This window comes from Agromyces binzhouensis, assembly GCF_042672355.1.
GTDB lineage: Bacteria > Actinomycetota > Actinomycetes > Actinomycetales > Microbacteriaceae > Agromyces > Agromyces binzhouensis.
Genome location: NZ_JBHXVJ010000007.1, coordinates 154,939 through 168,661, shown reverse-complemented (window position 1 = coordinate 168,661; position 13,723 = coordinate 154,939). Strand labels below are relative to the sequence as shown.

The following is a 13,723-nucleotide window of genomic DNA, read 5'->3' as shown; positions in this document are numbered from 1 at the left end:
CGGGCCGCAGCACGCGCGGGAACGGGCCGGATGCCTCATCGCGAGGCATCCGGCCCGTTCGCGTGTCCGGGGCGCCTCAGGCGGCCGTCACGGCAGGATCGGCGCGCTCCCCCGACCCTCGGCGAGGATGCGCGCGACGATCTCGGGCGCGGTCGTGTACTGGCCGAGGCGGTTGACCTTGCCGCGACCGTGGTAGTCGCTCGAGCCGGTGATTGCCAGCCCGTGACGACGTGCGAGCTCGCGCAGGCGCGGCTTCGCGGCATCCGTGTTCTCGGGGTGGTCGACCTCGAGGCCGAACAGGCCCGCGTCGGCGAGGCGGGCGAGCCGGCGGTCGGGGACCACGTCCTCCGCGCCGCGCGTGCCCGGGTGCGCCAGCACGGGCACGCCGCCCGCGGCGCGGATCAGGCGGATGCCGGTGAGCGGGTCGGGCGCGTAGTGCGGCTGCGCGTAGCCGGAGCGCCAGTGCAGGATGCCCGCGAAGGCGTCGGACCGCGTCGAGGCGTGACCGCGCGCGACGAGGGCGTCGGCGATGTGCGGGCGGCCGATGGTGGTGCCGTCGCTCGTCTGGGCGAGCACGTCGTCCCAGGTGAGGTCGTAGTCGGCGGCGATGCGTCGCACGATCGCCTCCGCACGGGTGAGCCGGGAGTCGCGGATGCGCGCGGTCTCGGCGAGGAGCGCCTCGTCGGTCGGATCGATGAGGTAGCCGAGGACGTGCACGCTCGTGAACTGCTCGCGCGTCGAGAGCTCCATGCCCGGGATGAGGGCGATGCCGTGCCGACGTGCCGCCTCCGCCGCCTCCGCCCACCCCGCGGTCGAGTCGTGGTCGGTGAGGGCCAGCGCCGCGAGGCCGGCCGCGGAGGCCGCGGCGACGAGCTCCGCGGGCGTGTCCGTGCCGTCGGAGACCGTGGTGTGCGCGTGCAGGTCCGCTGCGGCGGCGAACAGGGCGTCGGCCATGCCCTTATCGTAGGCGCGCGGAGTCAGCCGGTTCCCCGCGGACTCCCAGCCGACGCCCTGTGGATGCTCCGCCCGGCGGTCGCCCACTCGCCTACGCTGTGGTGAATGCTCCCCCGCATCCTCGGCTGGGCGATCGCGCTCGGCACCACGGCCCTCGCCGCGGCCTTGCTGTGGCCGCAGGCGTTCGGGCTGCAGAACCAGTGGATCGCCGCGCACGTCGTCGCGCTGCGGGGGGTCGCCGCGGCGGGCGCCGGGCTCCTCGCCGCCGTGCTCGCGATCGCCCTGCTCCTCGGGCCCGGGCGACGCCTCATCGGGGCGGTGACCGCGATCCTCGTGCTGTTCGCGCTCGGCAACCTCGGGATCCTCGCGGTGCGCGGGTTGAGCGGCGGCGAGGCGGTCGCGGCGAGCGATTCGGTCACGGTGCTCTCGTGGAACACGCTCGGCGAGGTCCCCGACGCGTCGACGATCGCGGGCCTCGCGCTCGAGCAGGAGTCCGACGTCGTGGTGCTGCCGGAGACCACCGCGTCACTCGGCGAGGAGGTCGCGATCGCGATGCGCGAGGGCGGTCGGCCGATGTGGGTGCACACGCAGTCCTTCGGCGAGGTCGCCAAGGCGCGTTCCACGACGATCCTGATCTCCCCCGAGCTCGGCGACTACGACGTGGTGAACGACCCGTGGCCGGGTCCGCCCGGCAACACCAACACGCTGCCGTCGGTCGTCGCCGAGCCGACGAGCGGCGACGGCCCGAGGATCGTCGCCGTCCACGCAGTCGCGCCGATCCGGTGGGAGCTGCGCAACTGGCGGAGCGACCTCGACTGGCTGGCCGAGCAGTGCGCGGCCGACGACGTCATCATGGCGGGCGACTTCAACGCGACGGTCGACCACTTCGCGGGTCGCGGCGTCGACGGCGGCGACCTCGGCCGATGCGCGGATGCCGCGACGGCGGGCGGCGCGGGCGGCATCGGCACGTGGCCGACGAGCCTGCCCGGGATCCTCGGCAGCCCCATCGACCACGTGCTCGCGACGCCCGGCTGGTCGGTCGACTCGTTCCGCGTGCTCGACGCGCTCGACGACGCGGGCAGCGATCATCGCCCGATCGTCGCGACCCTCTCCCGGGCTGGCGGGTGATCCTCCACCGACCGCAGCGACGACGAGGCGGTGCGAGAATGGAGACCATGACGAACACCGGCGACGCGACCGCGACGGCCCACGAGGCCCCAACCGACGAGACCACTGCCGAGGAGACCGGCCGGAACGCGAACCGTTCGACCACGCCGGGGTCCGAGGGCTTCAAGAGCTTCATCGGCGGCGGCTGGGCGGAGCGCGACGAGCGCCTGCCCGAGGCTCGCCCGCAGGCCGCGCACGCGGCCGCCCGTCGCGCGACGGTCTCGGCCGCGTTCCCCGGGCAGCGACTCGTGATCCCCGCCGGCGACATGAAGCAGCGCGCGAACGACACCGACTACCCGTTCCGCGCGCACTCCGCGTTCGCGCACCTGACGGGCTGGGGCTCGGACTCCGAGCCGGGCGCGGTGCTCGTGCTCGAACCCGCCGGCGACAGCGCCCACGAGGCGACCGTCTACTTCCGCGAGCGCGCCGGGCGCGACAGCGAGGAGTTCTACGCCAACCCCGCCATCGGCGAGTTCTGGATCGGCCCGCGTCCCTCGCTCGCGCACGTCGCCGCCGACCTGCAGCTCGGTACGCGCGGCATCGCCGACTTCGACTCGGTCGTGAACTCGGTCGACACCGCGACGCTCGTCGTCCGCGAGGCCGATGCCGCGATCACCGAGCGCATCGACCACGCCCGCCTGCGCTTCGCCGCCGAGGAGGCGTTGTCGACGAACGCGTCCGACGCGCCGTTCAGCCTCGAGGTGAACTCCGAGCACGAGCCCGACGCCGAGCTCGCGCGCGTGCTCTCCGAACTGCGCCTCGTGAAGGACGACTTCGAGGTCGCGGAGCTCCGCGCCGCGGTCGACGCGACCGAGCGCGGCTTCGCCGAGGTGCTCGCCGAGCTGCCGCGCATCACGAGCGAGGTGCGCGGCGAGCGCGTCATCGAGGGCGTCTTCGCCACGCGCGCCCGCCTCGACGGCAACGACGTCGGCTACGCCTCGATCGCCGCGGCCGGCCCGCACGCGACCATCCTGCACTGGACCCGCAACGACGGCGCCGTCGTCCCCGGCGACCTGGTGCTGCTCGACGCGGGCGTCGAGATGGACAGCTACTACACGGCCGACATCACGCGCACGTTCCCGGTGAACGGCACCTTCTCGCCGGTGCAGCGACGGGTCTACGAGGCCGTCCTCGAGGCGGCGGATGCCGCGTTCCGCATCGTGCGACCCGGCGTCGTCTTCCGCGAGATCCACGCCGCCGCGATGGCGGTCATCGCGAAGCGGACCGCCGAGTGGGGCTTCCTCCCGGTGTCGGCGGAGGAGTCGTTGCAGCTCGAGAACCAGTTCCACCGCCGGTACATGGTGCACGGCACGAGCCACCACCTCGGCCTCGACGTGCACGACTGCGCCGAGGCTCGCCGGTCGATGTACATGGACGGCGTGCTCGAGCCGGGCATGGTCTTCACCATCGAGCCCGGCCTCTACTTCCAGGCCGACGACCTCACCGTCCCCGAGGAGTTCCGCGGCATCGGCGTGCGCATCGAGGACGACATCCTCGTGACGGCCGACGGCGCCGAGAACCTCTCGGCGGGCATCCCCCGCACGGCCGACGAGGTCGAGGCCTGGGTGCGCGGCGCGCGTCGCTGACGCCGATCGGCGCAGGGCTCGCTCAGGCGGCTCGTGCGGCGCGGCGCGCCTTCCACCAGGCCCAGAAGCGGTCGAGCATGCGCTTGACCCACGCCGCAAGCCGGCGTGCCCAGGCGAACTCGGTGCCGAGGATGGCGAGGCCGAGGAACACGACGAGCCATCCGGGGCCCGGGAGCGGCACGAGTGCCAGGCCCGCGACGGCGATCACGCCGCCGAGCACGCCCACGCCGATCCGGTAGGCGAAGCGCAGGCGGGGGTGGCGGTCGATCCAGCGACGGATGCCGCGCAGCCACCGTCGCACGGGACGGTCGGGCCGTTCGGCGGCGGCGATCTCCGCGCGAACCGTCCGTTCGAGCGGCGTCGGGCCGCTCTCGGAGCCGGTCGTGCTGCGCATGATCGTCACGGTAGGCGCCCACGCTGGGAGTCGCCGGTGCATCCGTCGCACGCGGACCCGGCGCCCCGGCTAGTCCTCGCCGCGCTCGCGCTCGGCGCGGCGGCGGGCATCCTGCGCCTCGCCGTAGGTGAGCGGACGGGAGGGGTCGATCTCCCGCGCCTCGGGCTCGGACCCGCTCGCGGGCGGCTCGGCCGGCGCGTCCGCCTCGGGCGCCGGGGCGGCGGCGGCCGGCGGGCGGGCGACCGTCGTGGTCACACGGGCGGGCGGCGCGGCGGCATCCGTCACGCCGAGCACCTGTCGTGCCCGCACGACGTGCTCGGGCTCGGCGATGATCGCGTAACGCGTTGCGAGCACCTGCATGACCGAGGTGAAGTCGCGCCGCCGGCGGTTGACGGAGTACGAGACGAGGCTGAAGATCATGCCGAACCCCGCGCCGATGAGCACCGCCGCGCCGAGGATGCCGAGCGAGGTACCGGACGGGGAGAAGATGAAGAACAGCAGGCCGAGGAACGTGCCGAACCAGGCCCCGGAGAGCGCGCCGGCGGCGGCCGTGCGACCCCAGCTCAGCGTGCCGGTGATGCGCTCGACGCTCGTGAGGTCGTGCCCCACGATCGAGAGCTCCTTGACCGGGAACTCGGCCTTCGCCAGCTGGTCGACCGCGGCCTGCGCCTCCTGGTAGGTCTCGTAGCTCGCGACCGTCTCGCCCTTCGGCAGGGTCGGGAAGGTACGGCCGATGCGACCGCCGAACGGCGACTGGGTGCTCACGCTGCCATTCTTCCACGCGGCTCCGTCGCCCGGTCCGATCGCGGGTGCGCGGGGTAAGTTGGGAGGCGTGAGCGCCACGAGAGTCTTCGTCGCCCGACTCGCCGGGTGCGCCGTGTTCGACCCCGCGGGCGACCGGGTCGGGAAGGTGCGCGACGTGCTCGTCGTGTACCGCAAGGACGACCCGCCGCGCGTCGTCGGGCTCATCGTCGAGATCCCCGGCAAGCGCCGGGTCTTCGTGTCGATCGGACGGGTGACGTCGATCGGCGGCGGCCAGATCATCACCACCGGCCTCATCAACCTGCGCCGATTCGAGCAGCGCGGCGGCGAGGTGCGCGTGATCGCCGAGATGCTCGGGCGCAAGGTCGCCTTCAACGACGGCTCCGGCACCGCGAGCATCGAGGACGTCGCGATCGAGGAGCGCGAGCCCGGCGAGTGGGAGGTCGACCAGCTCTTCGTGCGACGTCCGAAGACGAGCGCATCGCCGTTCGCGAAGGGCCCCTCGGCCTACGTCACCTGGCGCGAGGTGCGCGAGACCACCGAGGCCGGCGAGGCGCAGTCCGCCGAGCAGCTCATCGCGACGTACTCCGAGCTGAAGCCCGCCGACCTCGCCAACACCCTGCTCGACCTCCCGCCCCAGCGCCGGCAGGAGGTCGCGGCCGAGCTCCCCGACGACCGCCTCGCCGACGTGCTCGAGGAGATGCCGGAGATCGACCAGGTCGAGATCCTCGCGAAGCTCGGCGACGACCGCGCGGCCGACGTGCTCGACCACATGTCGCCCGACGACGCCGCCGACCTCATCGCGCAGCTGCCCGAGGAACGCGGCGAGCACCTGCTCGAGCTCATGGAACCCGAGGAGGCCGAGGACGTCCGGTTCCTCCTCTCGTACGGCCCCGACACCGCGGGCGGCCTCATGACGACCGAGCCGATCATCGTGTCGGCGGATGCCACGGTGGCCGAGGGCCTCGCCCTGATCCGCCGCCACGACCTCCCGCCCGCGCTCGGGGCGGCCGTGTGCGTCACCCTCCCGCCCTACGAACCGCCGACGGGCCGGTTCCTCGGCATCGTGCACTTCCAGCGGATGCTGCGCTACCCGCCGCACGAGCGTCTCGGCTCGCTCATCGACCAGGGCCTCGAACCCGTGAAGGCCGAGACGTCGGCCGCCGAGGTCAGCCGCATCCTCGCGAGCTACGACCTCGTGTCGGTGCCCGTGGTCGATGAGAAGCATCGGCTGGTGGGCGTCGTCACGATCGACGACGTGCTCGACTACCTGCTCCCCGACGACTGGAGGAGTCACCCCGAGGACGAGGCGGAGGTGAGCAGACGCGCGACGGCCCGCGCACAGCTGGCCACCGGCAGCATCCCGATCGCACCCGGAAGGAGGGCAGGAGATGGCACGCGCTGACGCCGCCGACGACCGTCGGTTCGACACCCCGAAGGGCATCCGCCGATCCGCGCCGCCGCTGCGCCGTTCCGGCGATCGGGACCGCTTCGGCCGGTTCACCGAATGGGTCGCACGCAACATGGGCACCCCGTGGTTCCTGCTCGGCCTCACGCTCTTCGTCGCGTTCTGGATCCTGTGGAACACGCTCGCCCCGCCGGCCTGGCGGTTCGACTCGGTCGAACTCGGCTTCATCGCGCTGACGCTCGTGCTGTCGCTCCAGGCGTCGTACGCCGCGCCACTGATCCTGCTGGCCCAGAACCGGCAGGACGACCGCGACCGCGTGCAGATCGAACAGGACCGCCAGCGCGCCGAGCGCAACCTCGCCGACACCGAGTACCTCGCCCGCGAGGTCGTGGCGCTCCGTCTCGCGGTCCGTGACCTCGCGTCGAAGGAGTTCATCCGGCAGGAACTGCGACAGGCGCTCGAGGAGCTCGACCGGCGCGACGAGGAGGACGCAGCGAATGCCCCGTCCTGACCCGGGTGACGTCGAGCGCGCCGTCCACGCCGCGCTCGAGGGCGTCATCGATCCGGAGATCCGTCGGCCCATCACCGAACTCGACATGGTCGAGCGCGTGACCGCGACCGACGCCGGCGTCGAGGTCGGCGTGCGCCTGACGATCGTCGGGTGCCCGGCCTCCGATCGCATCGAACAGGACGTGCGCGCCGCTGCCGAGCAGGTCGTCGGAGCCGGCAACGCCGTCGTCGAGCTCGGCGTCATGACGCCCGCGCAGCGGGCCGCGCTCACCGAGCGCCTCCGCGGCGGCCGTGCCGCGCGCGGCAACCCGTTCGGTCCGGGCACGCTGACACGCGTCATCGCCGTCACGAGCGGCAAGGGCGGCGTCGGCAAGTCGACGCTGACGGCGAACCTCGCCGTCGCGCTCGCGACCCGCGGGCTCTCGGTGGGCCTCGTCGACGCCGACGTGCACGGCTTCTCGATCCCGGGCCTGCTCGGCCTCGTCGACGAGCACGGCACGGCGGCGCGCCCGACACGCGTCGACGACATGATCCTGCCGCCCGTCGCATACGGCGTGAAGGTGATCTCGATCGGCATGTTCGTCGAGCCGACCGAGCCGGGCGGACGCGGATCGTCGGTCGCCGTCGCGTGGCGCGGGCCCATGCTGCACCGGACGCTCCAGCAGTTCCTCACCGACGTGTACTTCGGCGACCTCGACGTGCTGCTCGTCGACCTGCCGCCGGGCACGGGCGATGTCGCGATCTCGCTGGGGCAGCTCCTGCCGAACGCCGAGGTCGTCGTCGTGACGACCCCGCAGCCGGCCGCCGCCGACGTCGCCGAGCGCTCGGGCCTCGTCGCCCGCCAGACGGGCCAGCGCGTGGTCGGCGTGATCGAGAACATGGCGGGCCTCGCCCAGCCCGACGGGTCGCTCCTGGACCTGTTCGGGTCGGGCGGAGGCGACGAGGTCGCTCGCCGCCTCTCCGAAGGGGTCGACGAGCCCGTGCCGCTCGTGGCCGCGGTGCCCCTCAGCGTCGCCCTCCGGCGCGGCGGCGACGAGGGTCGACCCGTGGTGCTCGCCGAGCCCGACGATCCCGCAGCGCGCGCGATCGAGCAGGTGGCCGCCTTCCTCGCCGGGCGACCGCGCTCGCTCTCCGGCCGTCGACTCGACGTCTCGGTGCGGTGAGACGGATGCCGCGTCCCGCTCGCTCCCGCGTCCGGCTCGCGCGCCTCGTGTACGTCCGGCCGGCCGCCCTGCTCGTCGCGGGGCTGGCCGTCGCATCACTCGGCGCGTGCGCCGCGGCCCAAGCGCCGGACGCCGGCCTGCCCGACGGGCTCTCGGTCCAGGTCCAGCAGGGACGACTCGACGTGCCGCAGGGCCGGCTCGTCCTGCACTTCGAGAACACGGGCGACCCGGTCACGGTGACCGCGGTGGCGGTCCACTCCCCGGCACTCGAAGCGGGCATGGACCGCGAAGAGCGGTTCGAGCTCGATCGGGACGACGCCATCGACATCCGCCTCGACCTCACCGGCAGCGTGTGCGACGGCGACCCTGCCGCCATCCGCATCGAGGTGCGACTGACGAGCGTCGACGGCGCCGAGCACGAGGGGACGCTCCAGCCCGACGACCCGTTCGGAACGATGGCGCGCATCGCCGACACCGACTGCCTCGCCGAATCGGTGGCGGGCGTCGCGGCGATCGAACTGCCCGAACGTCTGCGTACGACGGGTGCGGGAGCCGAGCAGCGCGCGTGGATCGACGTGCGGGTCGCGCCCGAGGCATCCGGCGACGGCACGCTCGCGATCGGCGGCGTGTCGACGACGACGCTCATCGGCAACGAGGACGGCCAGGACTGGCCGCTCGACATCGAGGTCGCTCCGGGCGACGATCCGGTCGACCTGTCGCTCGCCGTGCGACCGGCGCGGTGCGACGCGCACGCCCTCGCGGACGACAAGCGCGGCACGATCCTGCCGTTCAGGGTCGCGACCGGCGACGGCCGGGAGGGTCGCCTCGAGATCGCCTCGGGTGCCGCGCTCAAGGCCGACCTGTACGCCTACTACGCAGAGCGCTGCGGCCTGTAGGGGCGCCACGGCGCCGGTACGCTGGGCCCATGCGGACACCGGCCCAATGGCTGCGCGGGGTGCGTCACCCTGAGGCGTTCACGGCCACGGGGTGCGGCGCGGCTTCTTCGAGGGCTGGTACGTCAAGCTCGTCTCGCCCGACCGGGCGGCCCGCTGGGCGGTCATCCCCGGCGTGTTCCGCGGGATCGGCGGCGACGGCGGCGACGGCCGTGACGAGGCCTTCGTCCAGGTCCTCGACGGGCTCACCGGTCGCTCCTGGTACCACCGGTTCCCGGTCGAGGCGTTCACGGCGTCCCCGCACGGGTTCGACGTCGAGGTCGGCCCCAACCGCTTCGACGCGCAGGGCGTCACGCTCGACCTCCCGCAGCTTCGCGGCCGCATCGAGCACACGGATCCGCTCCGGCCGTGGCCGGTCACGCTCCGCGAGCCCGGGATCATGGGGTGGTACGGGCTGGTGCCGTTCATGGAGTGCTTCCACGGCATCGTCTCGTTCGGACACGGCCTCAGCGGCACGCTCGAGGTCGAGGGCGCCGCGGTGGCCTTCGACGGCGGGCGCGGCTACATCGAGAAGGACTGGGGTCGGGCGTTCCCGTCGGGCTACGTGTGGATGGCGAGCAATCACGTCGACCAGGCCGACGGCGAGCATCCGGATGCCTCGCTCATCGCGTCCGTCGCGATCATCCCGTGGCTCGGCGGAACCTTCCGGGGCTCCATCGTGGGCCTCCGGCACAGCGGCCGCCTGCACCGCTGGACGACCTGGAACCGCTCGGAGGAGCGCCGCCTCGAGATCGACGACAGCCACGTCCGGTGGACGCTCGCTGGCCCGGACGGCCTGCTCGAGCTCGAGGCGGAGCGCGTGCGCGGCGGCCTGCTGCACGCCCCCATGCGCACGGCCATGCACCAGCGGGTCGAGGAGACGCTCGACGCCCGCATCGTGCTCCGGCACGTCGCGCCCGACGGGACGACCCTCCTCGACGGCGTCGCCGAGTGCGCAGGACTCGAGGTCTTCGGCGACACCGACCGGATGCTCGCGCTCTGAGCGCGGGCATCCGCGCCGCCGACGTCACGCAGGTGCGAGGCGGGGCGACCGGAGCCACCGCAACGGCACCGGCCGATCGTCCACGCGCTTCGCCCGGTGCGCCATCACGATGCGTCCGTCGCGGTCGACGACCAGGGAGGTGGGCATCGCGGTCGTCTCGCTCGTTCCGCCGAGGAAGGGTCGGGTGAACCACGGCCGACCGCGCGTGTCGTGGGCACCGACGGCATCGAGCGTCGCGGCGTCGAGTCCGCACAGGATGGTGATCCGCTCGCCGACGACCTCCTGCAGCGGGGCGGCCTCCTCGGCACCGTCGACGGAGGCGGCGTAGATGCTCAGGCCCGCCGCCGACAGCTCGTCGTACGCGTCGAGCAGGTCGTGCATCTGCATCCTGCTCGTGGGACACCACCAACCGCGGTAGAACACCAGAAGGGCCGGCGCCCTGCCGATGATCTCACGATCGTCGACGGTACGGCCGTCCACGGTGGTCAGGCGGAGCGGGGGAAGCAGGTCGCCGGGGCCGACCGCGAGGCGGCGCGAGCCCGGGATGCGGTTCTCGACCGTGGTGAGCACGAACCAGCCGATGGCGAACACGATCGCGATGATCGCGATGACGGCCGGCCCGCCGAGCACCCACCCCGCGATCGCCGCGACGGCACCGGCGGCGACCAGCACGTGGACCACCCAGAAGCGGTAGGTGAACCAGTCGAAGAACATGTAGGGCACGAAGAACGCCACGATGGTCCCGACCACGACGACGAGGCCGAGGATGACGAGGATGAGGCCGAGGGTCACGATCCGATTCCAACTGCTCCGGGGTCGCGGCGCGACCTGCGATCGCACGCCACCCCTGACCCGAGGCTTCCACCACGGCGGGGGCGCGTCAAGGCCCCGCAGGTCGGTCGGCCGAGGGGCGGCGGCGTCTTCGGCGCGTCAGTCGCGCGGCTCGACGACGCGCGCGAGCAGCTCGACGAGGAGGCGTTCGGTGAGCGGGCCGGGCAGGGCCTCGACGAGGGCGAGCACCGGCGCCATGCGGTCGGGCAGCGCTCCGGCGGCCCCTTCGCCACCGAGCAGGCCGAACGCGGCGAGCAGCGCGGCCGCGGATTCCGATTCGAGCCCCGCGGATGCCTCGGCGAGCGCATCCGCCCCGCCCGGAAGTCGATCGACGAGCCCGCCGACGAGCGCACCGCCGTCGATCGCCGGCACGCCGCGCACGGCGTCGGCCGCGACGTGGAGCGCCGGGGCGAGCTCGCCGATCACGTGGTCGGTGACCGGGGTGACCGTCAGGTGCGTCGTGTGCGGCAGTGCCGTGCCGTCGGACTGGAGCATGCCGGGCTGCAGCTGGAGGTGCCACCCGGCGCCGCGCGCGGCATCGGCCCAGTGGTGCGGGTCGACGCGACGCTCGGGCGGGACGGAGGCATCGGTCCGGACGGCGAGGAGCGGGCCGACGGGATCCCCGACGACCTCGAGTCCCTCGATCCCGTCGATCGCGTCCCGCAGCACGGCGGTCGCCGACATCGCCCGGGCGGTGAGCTCGGCGAATCCGACCTCGCCGAGCACCTGCACGATCGCCCACGCCGCGGCGAGCGGGCCGGCCGGCTTCGAGCCCGCCATCGTCGGGTTCACGATCGGATAGCCGGGCCACGCGGTCGTCGCGAAGTACTGGTGGCGCTGCCGGTCGCGCCCGCGCTGCAGGAGCACGGAGACGCCCTTCGGCGCGTACCCGTACTTGTGCAGGTCCGCCGAGAGGCTGGTCACCCCGGGCACGCGGAGATCCCACTCGGGCAGCCCGTCACGGAAGGCCAGGGCGAAGCCGCCGATGCAGGCGTCCACGTGCAGGGCGATCCCGTGCTCGGCCGTCGCCGCCGCGACCTCGCCGACGGGGTCGAGCGTCGCGAACGGGTACGAGGGCGCGCTCATCACGACGAGCGCGACGTCGTCGTCGAGGCGCGCGACGACGTCCGAGACCTCCGGCGCGCCGGTCCCCGCGGAGACGGGCACGAGGTCGAGTTCGAGCCCGAAGTAGTGCGCCGCCTTGTGGAAGGCGGCGTGCACCGTCGTCGGGGCGACGAGCCGAGGCATCCGCCCGTCGCCCGGGTGCGCAGAGCGCCAGACGTCGCGGGCCGTCTTCACCGCGAGCAGGCAGCTCTCGGTTCCGCCCGAGGTGACCGAGCCGACGACCACGGGCGACCCCTGCTCGACCTCGTCTCCGTGGAACACGCGCCGCGCGAATCCGACGACCGCGGCCTCCATGGCCGCAACCGAGGTGAACGTCGTCGGGTCGAGCCCGTTCACGGGCTGCACGAGTCGCGCCGCGCGCGCGGCGAGCTCGTCGAGCTCGGCGAGGCCCGAGTCGTAGACGTACGACAGCACGCGACCGCCGTGCGTGGGCGCGTCGCCCTCGCGGAGCGCGGCGAGCTCCGCGAGCACCTCGTCGGGCTCGCGTTCGAAGGCGTTCATCGGGCGATCTCCTCGGTCGGGGCGGGGGTGTCGATGTCCGCACGCCGCAGCGGGTAGCGCAGGAGCGGGGCGAGGCTGAGCAGCACGAGCGCCGCCGGCAGCAGGCTGAAGCTCAGCGCGATCCCGCCGACCGCGGCCTCGGGCTGGGCCACGACGGTCGAACCGACCGATTCGAGGTAGCCGGTGGCCGCGAGGACGATCGTGAGCAGCGTCGCCCCGAGCGCCATGCCCGTGGTCTCGCCGGCGGTCCAGACGCCGCCGAACGTGCCGGCCCGACCCGGGCCGTTCGTGCGCGCATCGTGCGCGACGACGTCCGGCAGCATCGCCATCGGGAGCGACTGCATGCCGGCGTAGGCGGCGCCGGCGATCGCGACCGGGGCGTACACCCACGCGCCCGGCGCCCAGACCATGCCGACGAGGGCCGCGGCGGCTGCCGCGAACGCGAGGCTCGCGATGACGTACGCCCGCTCCTTGCCGATCCGACGGGCCAGCCGACCCCAGAGGGGTGCGCACAGGATGGCGGGGCCGATCAGCGCGACGAAGAGGAACGTCAGCGCGTCCTCGGAGCGGAGCACCCAGACGGCGACGTAGTTCGCGCCCGCCAGCATGACGCCCGTGGCCAGACCCTGGAGGAGGAAGCCGGAGAGCAGCAGGCGGAACGGCCGGCTGCGGCGCAGCGCGGCGAGCCCCTCGGCGTAGCCTGCGCCGAGGCTGCGGCGCTCGCGCTGCTCCACGAGCATTCCCGTGGGCGCGGTCGTCGTGGCCACCAGCATGCCGAGGCCGATGACGAGCCCGGCCACGACGGCCATCACGAGGTAGCCGATCGCCTCGTCGTCGCCGCCGGCGCGACGGAGCATCGGCCCGCCCGCACCGAAGAGGAGGATCGCGAAGCTCAGCACGACGACCCGCCACGTGAGGAGCCTCGTGCGCCCGTCGTAGTCGTCGGTGAGCTCCGCGGGCAGGGCGATGTACGGCACCTGGAACAGGCTGAACGCCGTTGCGGTGGCGAGGAAGGCCAGCATCACCCAGGCGCCCGCGACGACGGGGCCGAGCCCGGCGGGCGCGGCGAAGGTCAGGACGAACGCGACCGGGATCGCGAGCGCGCCGACCCGCATCCACGTCCGGCGGGTGCCCGACACGGCCAGCGAGTGATCGCTGCGATCACCGATCCACGGGTCGATGAGCACGTCCCACACCTTCGCCGCGGTCACCACGAGACCGGCGAGCAGCGCGGTCACGCCGAGCGTGTCGGTGAGGTAGAAGACGAGCACGAGGCCGGGCAGGGTGGCGAAGCCGCCCGTGCCGATCGAGCCGACGGCGTAGCGGGCGACGATGCCGCGCGAGAGCCGTTCCGGGGAGGTCATGCGGGGAAGCATACCCATTCGGC

The 13,723-nt window shown here is 73.5% G+C and carries 13 protein-coding genes; 7 read left to right on the top strand and 6 right to left on the bottom strand.

What is annotated here, in order from left to right; translation table 11 throughout:
• Positions 1 to 87: 87 nt before the first annotated feature.
• On the bottom strand, positions 88 to 954 hold the full coding sequence (locus ACFVHK_RS13640) for a PHP domain-containing protein (RefSeq protein ID WP_376929267.1): 867 nt from the start codon (positions 952 to 954) through the stop codon (positions 88 to 90).
• 105 nt (positions 955 to 1,059) lie between these two features.
• On the opposite strand from ACFVHK_RS13640, the gene ACFVHK_RS13635 reads away from it, so the two are divergent.
• Positions 1,060 to 2,082: an endonuclease/exonuclease/phosphatase family protein gene (locus ACFVHK_RS13635; RefSeq protein WP_376929266.1), complete on the top strand. Its 1,023-nt coding sequence runs from the start codon at positions 1,060 to 1,062 to the stop codon at positions 2,080 to 2,082.
• Positions 2,083 to 2,129: 47 nt separating this feature from the next.
• The gene (locus ACFVHK_RS13630) at positions 2,130 to 3,707 is read left to right on the top strand and encodes an aminopeptidase P family protein (RefSeq protein WP_376929265.1); all 1,578 of its coding nucleotides are present in this window, start codon (positions 2,130 to 2,132) and stop codon (positions 3,705 to 3,707) included.
• Positions 3,708 to 3,729: 22 nt separating this feature from the next.
• Here ACFVHK_RS13630 and ACFVHK_RS13625 read toward each other — a convergent pair whose 3' ends face one another.
• Both ACFVHK_RS13625 and ACFVHK_RS13620 read right to left on the bottom strand, forming a co-directional pair.
• Positions 3,730 to 4,101 carry a TIGR02611 family protein gene (locus ACFVHK_RS13625; RefSeq protein WP_376929264.1) on the bottom strand — a complete coding sequence of 124 codons (372 nt, stop codon included), beginning with the start codon at positions 4,099 to 4,101 and terminating at the stop codon, positions 3,730 to 3,732.
• 69 nt (positions 4,102 to 4,170) lie between these two features.
• Positions 4,171 to 4,866: a general stress protein gene (locus ACFVHK_RS13620; protein WP_376929263.1), complete on the bottom strand. Its 696-nt coding sequence runs from the start codon at positions 4,864 to 4,866 to the stop codon at positions 4,171 to 4,173.
• A 67-nt stretch (positions 4,867 to 4,933) separates the two neighbouring features.
• On the opposite strand from ACFVHK_RS13620, the gene ACFVHK_RS13615 reads away from it, so the two are divergent.
• From ACFVHK_RS13615 to ACFVHK_RS13595, 5 genes are all read left to right on the top strand, one after another.
• Positions 4,934 to 6,268, top strand: coding sequence for a magnesium transporter MgtE N-terminal domain-containing protein (locus ACFVHK_RS13615; protein WP_376929262.1), 1,335 nt, complete (start codon positions 4,934 to 4,936; stop codon positions 6,266 to 6,268).
• On the top strand, positions 6,255 to 6,782 hold the full coding sequence (locus tag ACFVHK_RS13610) for a DUF1003 domain-containing protein (protein WP_376929261.1): 528 nt from the start codon (positions 6,255 to 6,257) through the stop codon (positions 6,780 to 6,782). The genes ACFVHK_RS13615 and ACFVHK_RS13610 overlap by 14 nt, the downstream gene beginning before the upstream one ends.
• Complete coding sequence (locus ACFVHK_RS13605) at positions 6,769 to 7,944, top strand: Mrp/NBP35 family ATP-binding protein (protein WP_376929260.1); 1,176 nt, start codon at positions 6,769 to 6,771, stop codon at positions 7,942 to 7,944. Before ACFVHK_RS13610 ends, ACFVHK_RS13605 begins: the two co-directional genes overlap by 14 nt.
• Positions 7,945 to 7,949: 5 nt before the next feature.
• Positions 7,950 to 8,840, top strand: a complete 891-nt coding sequence (locus ACFVHK_RS13600; RefSeq protein WP_376929259.1) for a hypothetical protein — start codon at positions 7,950 to 7,952, stop codon at positions 8,838 to 8,840.
• A gap of 91 nt (positions 8,841 to 8,931) precedes the next feature.
• Entirely contained in the window at positions 8,932 to 9,879 is a 948-nt protein-coding gene (locus ACFVHK_RS13595; RefSeq protein WP_376929258.1) for a tocopherol cyclase family protein, read from the top strand.
• Positions 9,880 to 9,903: 24 nt separating this feature from the next.
• On the opposite strand, the gene ACFVHK_RS13590 is transcribed toward ACFVHK_RS13595, so the two are convergent.
• The 3 genes from ACFVHK_RS13590 to ACFVHK_RS13580 form a co-directional block, all read right to left on the bottom strand.
• The gene (locus ACFVHK_RS13590; protein WP_376929257.1) at positions 9,904 to 10,671 is read right to left on the bottom strand and encodes a peroxiredoxin family protein; all 768 of its coding nucleotides are present in this window, start codon (positions 10,669 to 10,671) and stop codon (positions 9,904 to 9,906) included.
• A 138-nt stretch (positions 10,672 to 10,809) separates the two neighbouring features.
• Positions 10,810 to 12,336 carry a pyridoxal phosphate-dependent decarboxylase family protein gene (locus ACFVHK_RS13585; protein ID WP_376929256.1) on the bottom strand — a complete coding sequence of 509 codons (1,527 nt, stop codon included), beginning with the start codon at positions 12,334 to 12,336 and terminating at the stop codon, positions 10,810 to 10,812.
• Positions 12,333 to 13,700 (bottom strand): MFS transporter, encoded by a 1,368-nt coding sequence (locus ACFVHK_RS13580; RefSeq protein ID WP_376929255.1) that lies wholly within the window; start codon positions 13,698 to 13,700, stop codon positions 12,333 to 12,335. The genes ACFVHK_RS13585 and ACFVHK_RS13580 overlap by 4 nt, the downstream gene beginning before the upstream one ends.
• Positions 13,701 to 13,723: the final 23 nt, after the last annotated feature.

What these genes read in the sequence shown, in the direction of transcription:
- ACFVHK_RS13640 (WP_376929267.1), bottom strand. Translation starts at nt 954, where the DNA reads ATGGCCGACGCCCTGTTCGCCGCCGCAGCGGACCTGCACGCGCACACC.
- ACFVHK_RS13635 (WP_376929266.1), top strand. Translation starts at nt 1,060, where the DNA reads ATGCTCCCCCGCATCCTCGGCTGGGCGATCGCGCTCGGCACCACGGCC.
- ACFVHK_RS13630 (WP_376929265.1), top strand. Translation starts at nt 2,130, where the DNA reads ATGACGAACACCGGCGACGCGACCGCGACGGCCCACGAGGCCCCAACC.
- ACFVHK_RS13625 (WP_376929264.1), bottom strand. Translation starts at nt 4,101, where the DNA reads ATGCGCAGCACGACCGGCTCCGAGAGCGGCCCGACGCCGCTCGAACGG.
- ACFVHK_RS13610 (WP_376929261.1), top strand. Translation starts at nt 6,255, where the DNA reads ATGGCACGCGCTGACGCCGCCGACGACCGTCGGTTCGACACCCCGAAG.
- ACFVHK_RS13605 (WP_376929260.1), top strand. Translation starts at nt 6,769, where the DNA reads ATGCCCCGTCCTGACCCGGGTGACGTCGAGCGCGCCGTCCACGCCGCG.
- ACFVHK_RS13600 (WP_376929259.1), top strand. Translation starts at nt 7,950, where the DNA reads ATGCCGCGTCCCGCTCGCTCCCGCGTCCGGCTCGCGCGCCTCGTGTAC.
- ACFVHK_RS13585 (WP_376929256.1), bottom strand. Translation starts at nt 12,336, where the DNA reads ATGAACGCCTTCGAACGCGAGCCCGACGAGGTGCTCGCGGAGCTCGCC.
- ACFVHK_RS13580 (WP_376929255.1), bottom strand. Translation starts at nt 13,700, where the DNA reads ATGACCTCCCCGGAACGGCTCTCGCGCGGCATCGTCGCCCGCTACGCC.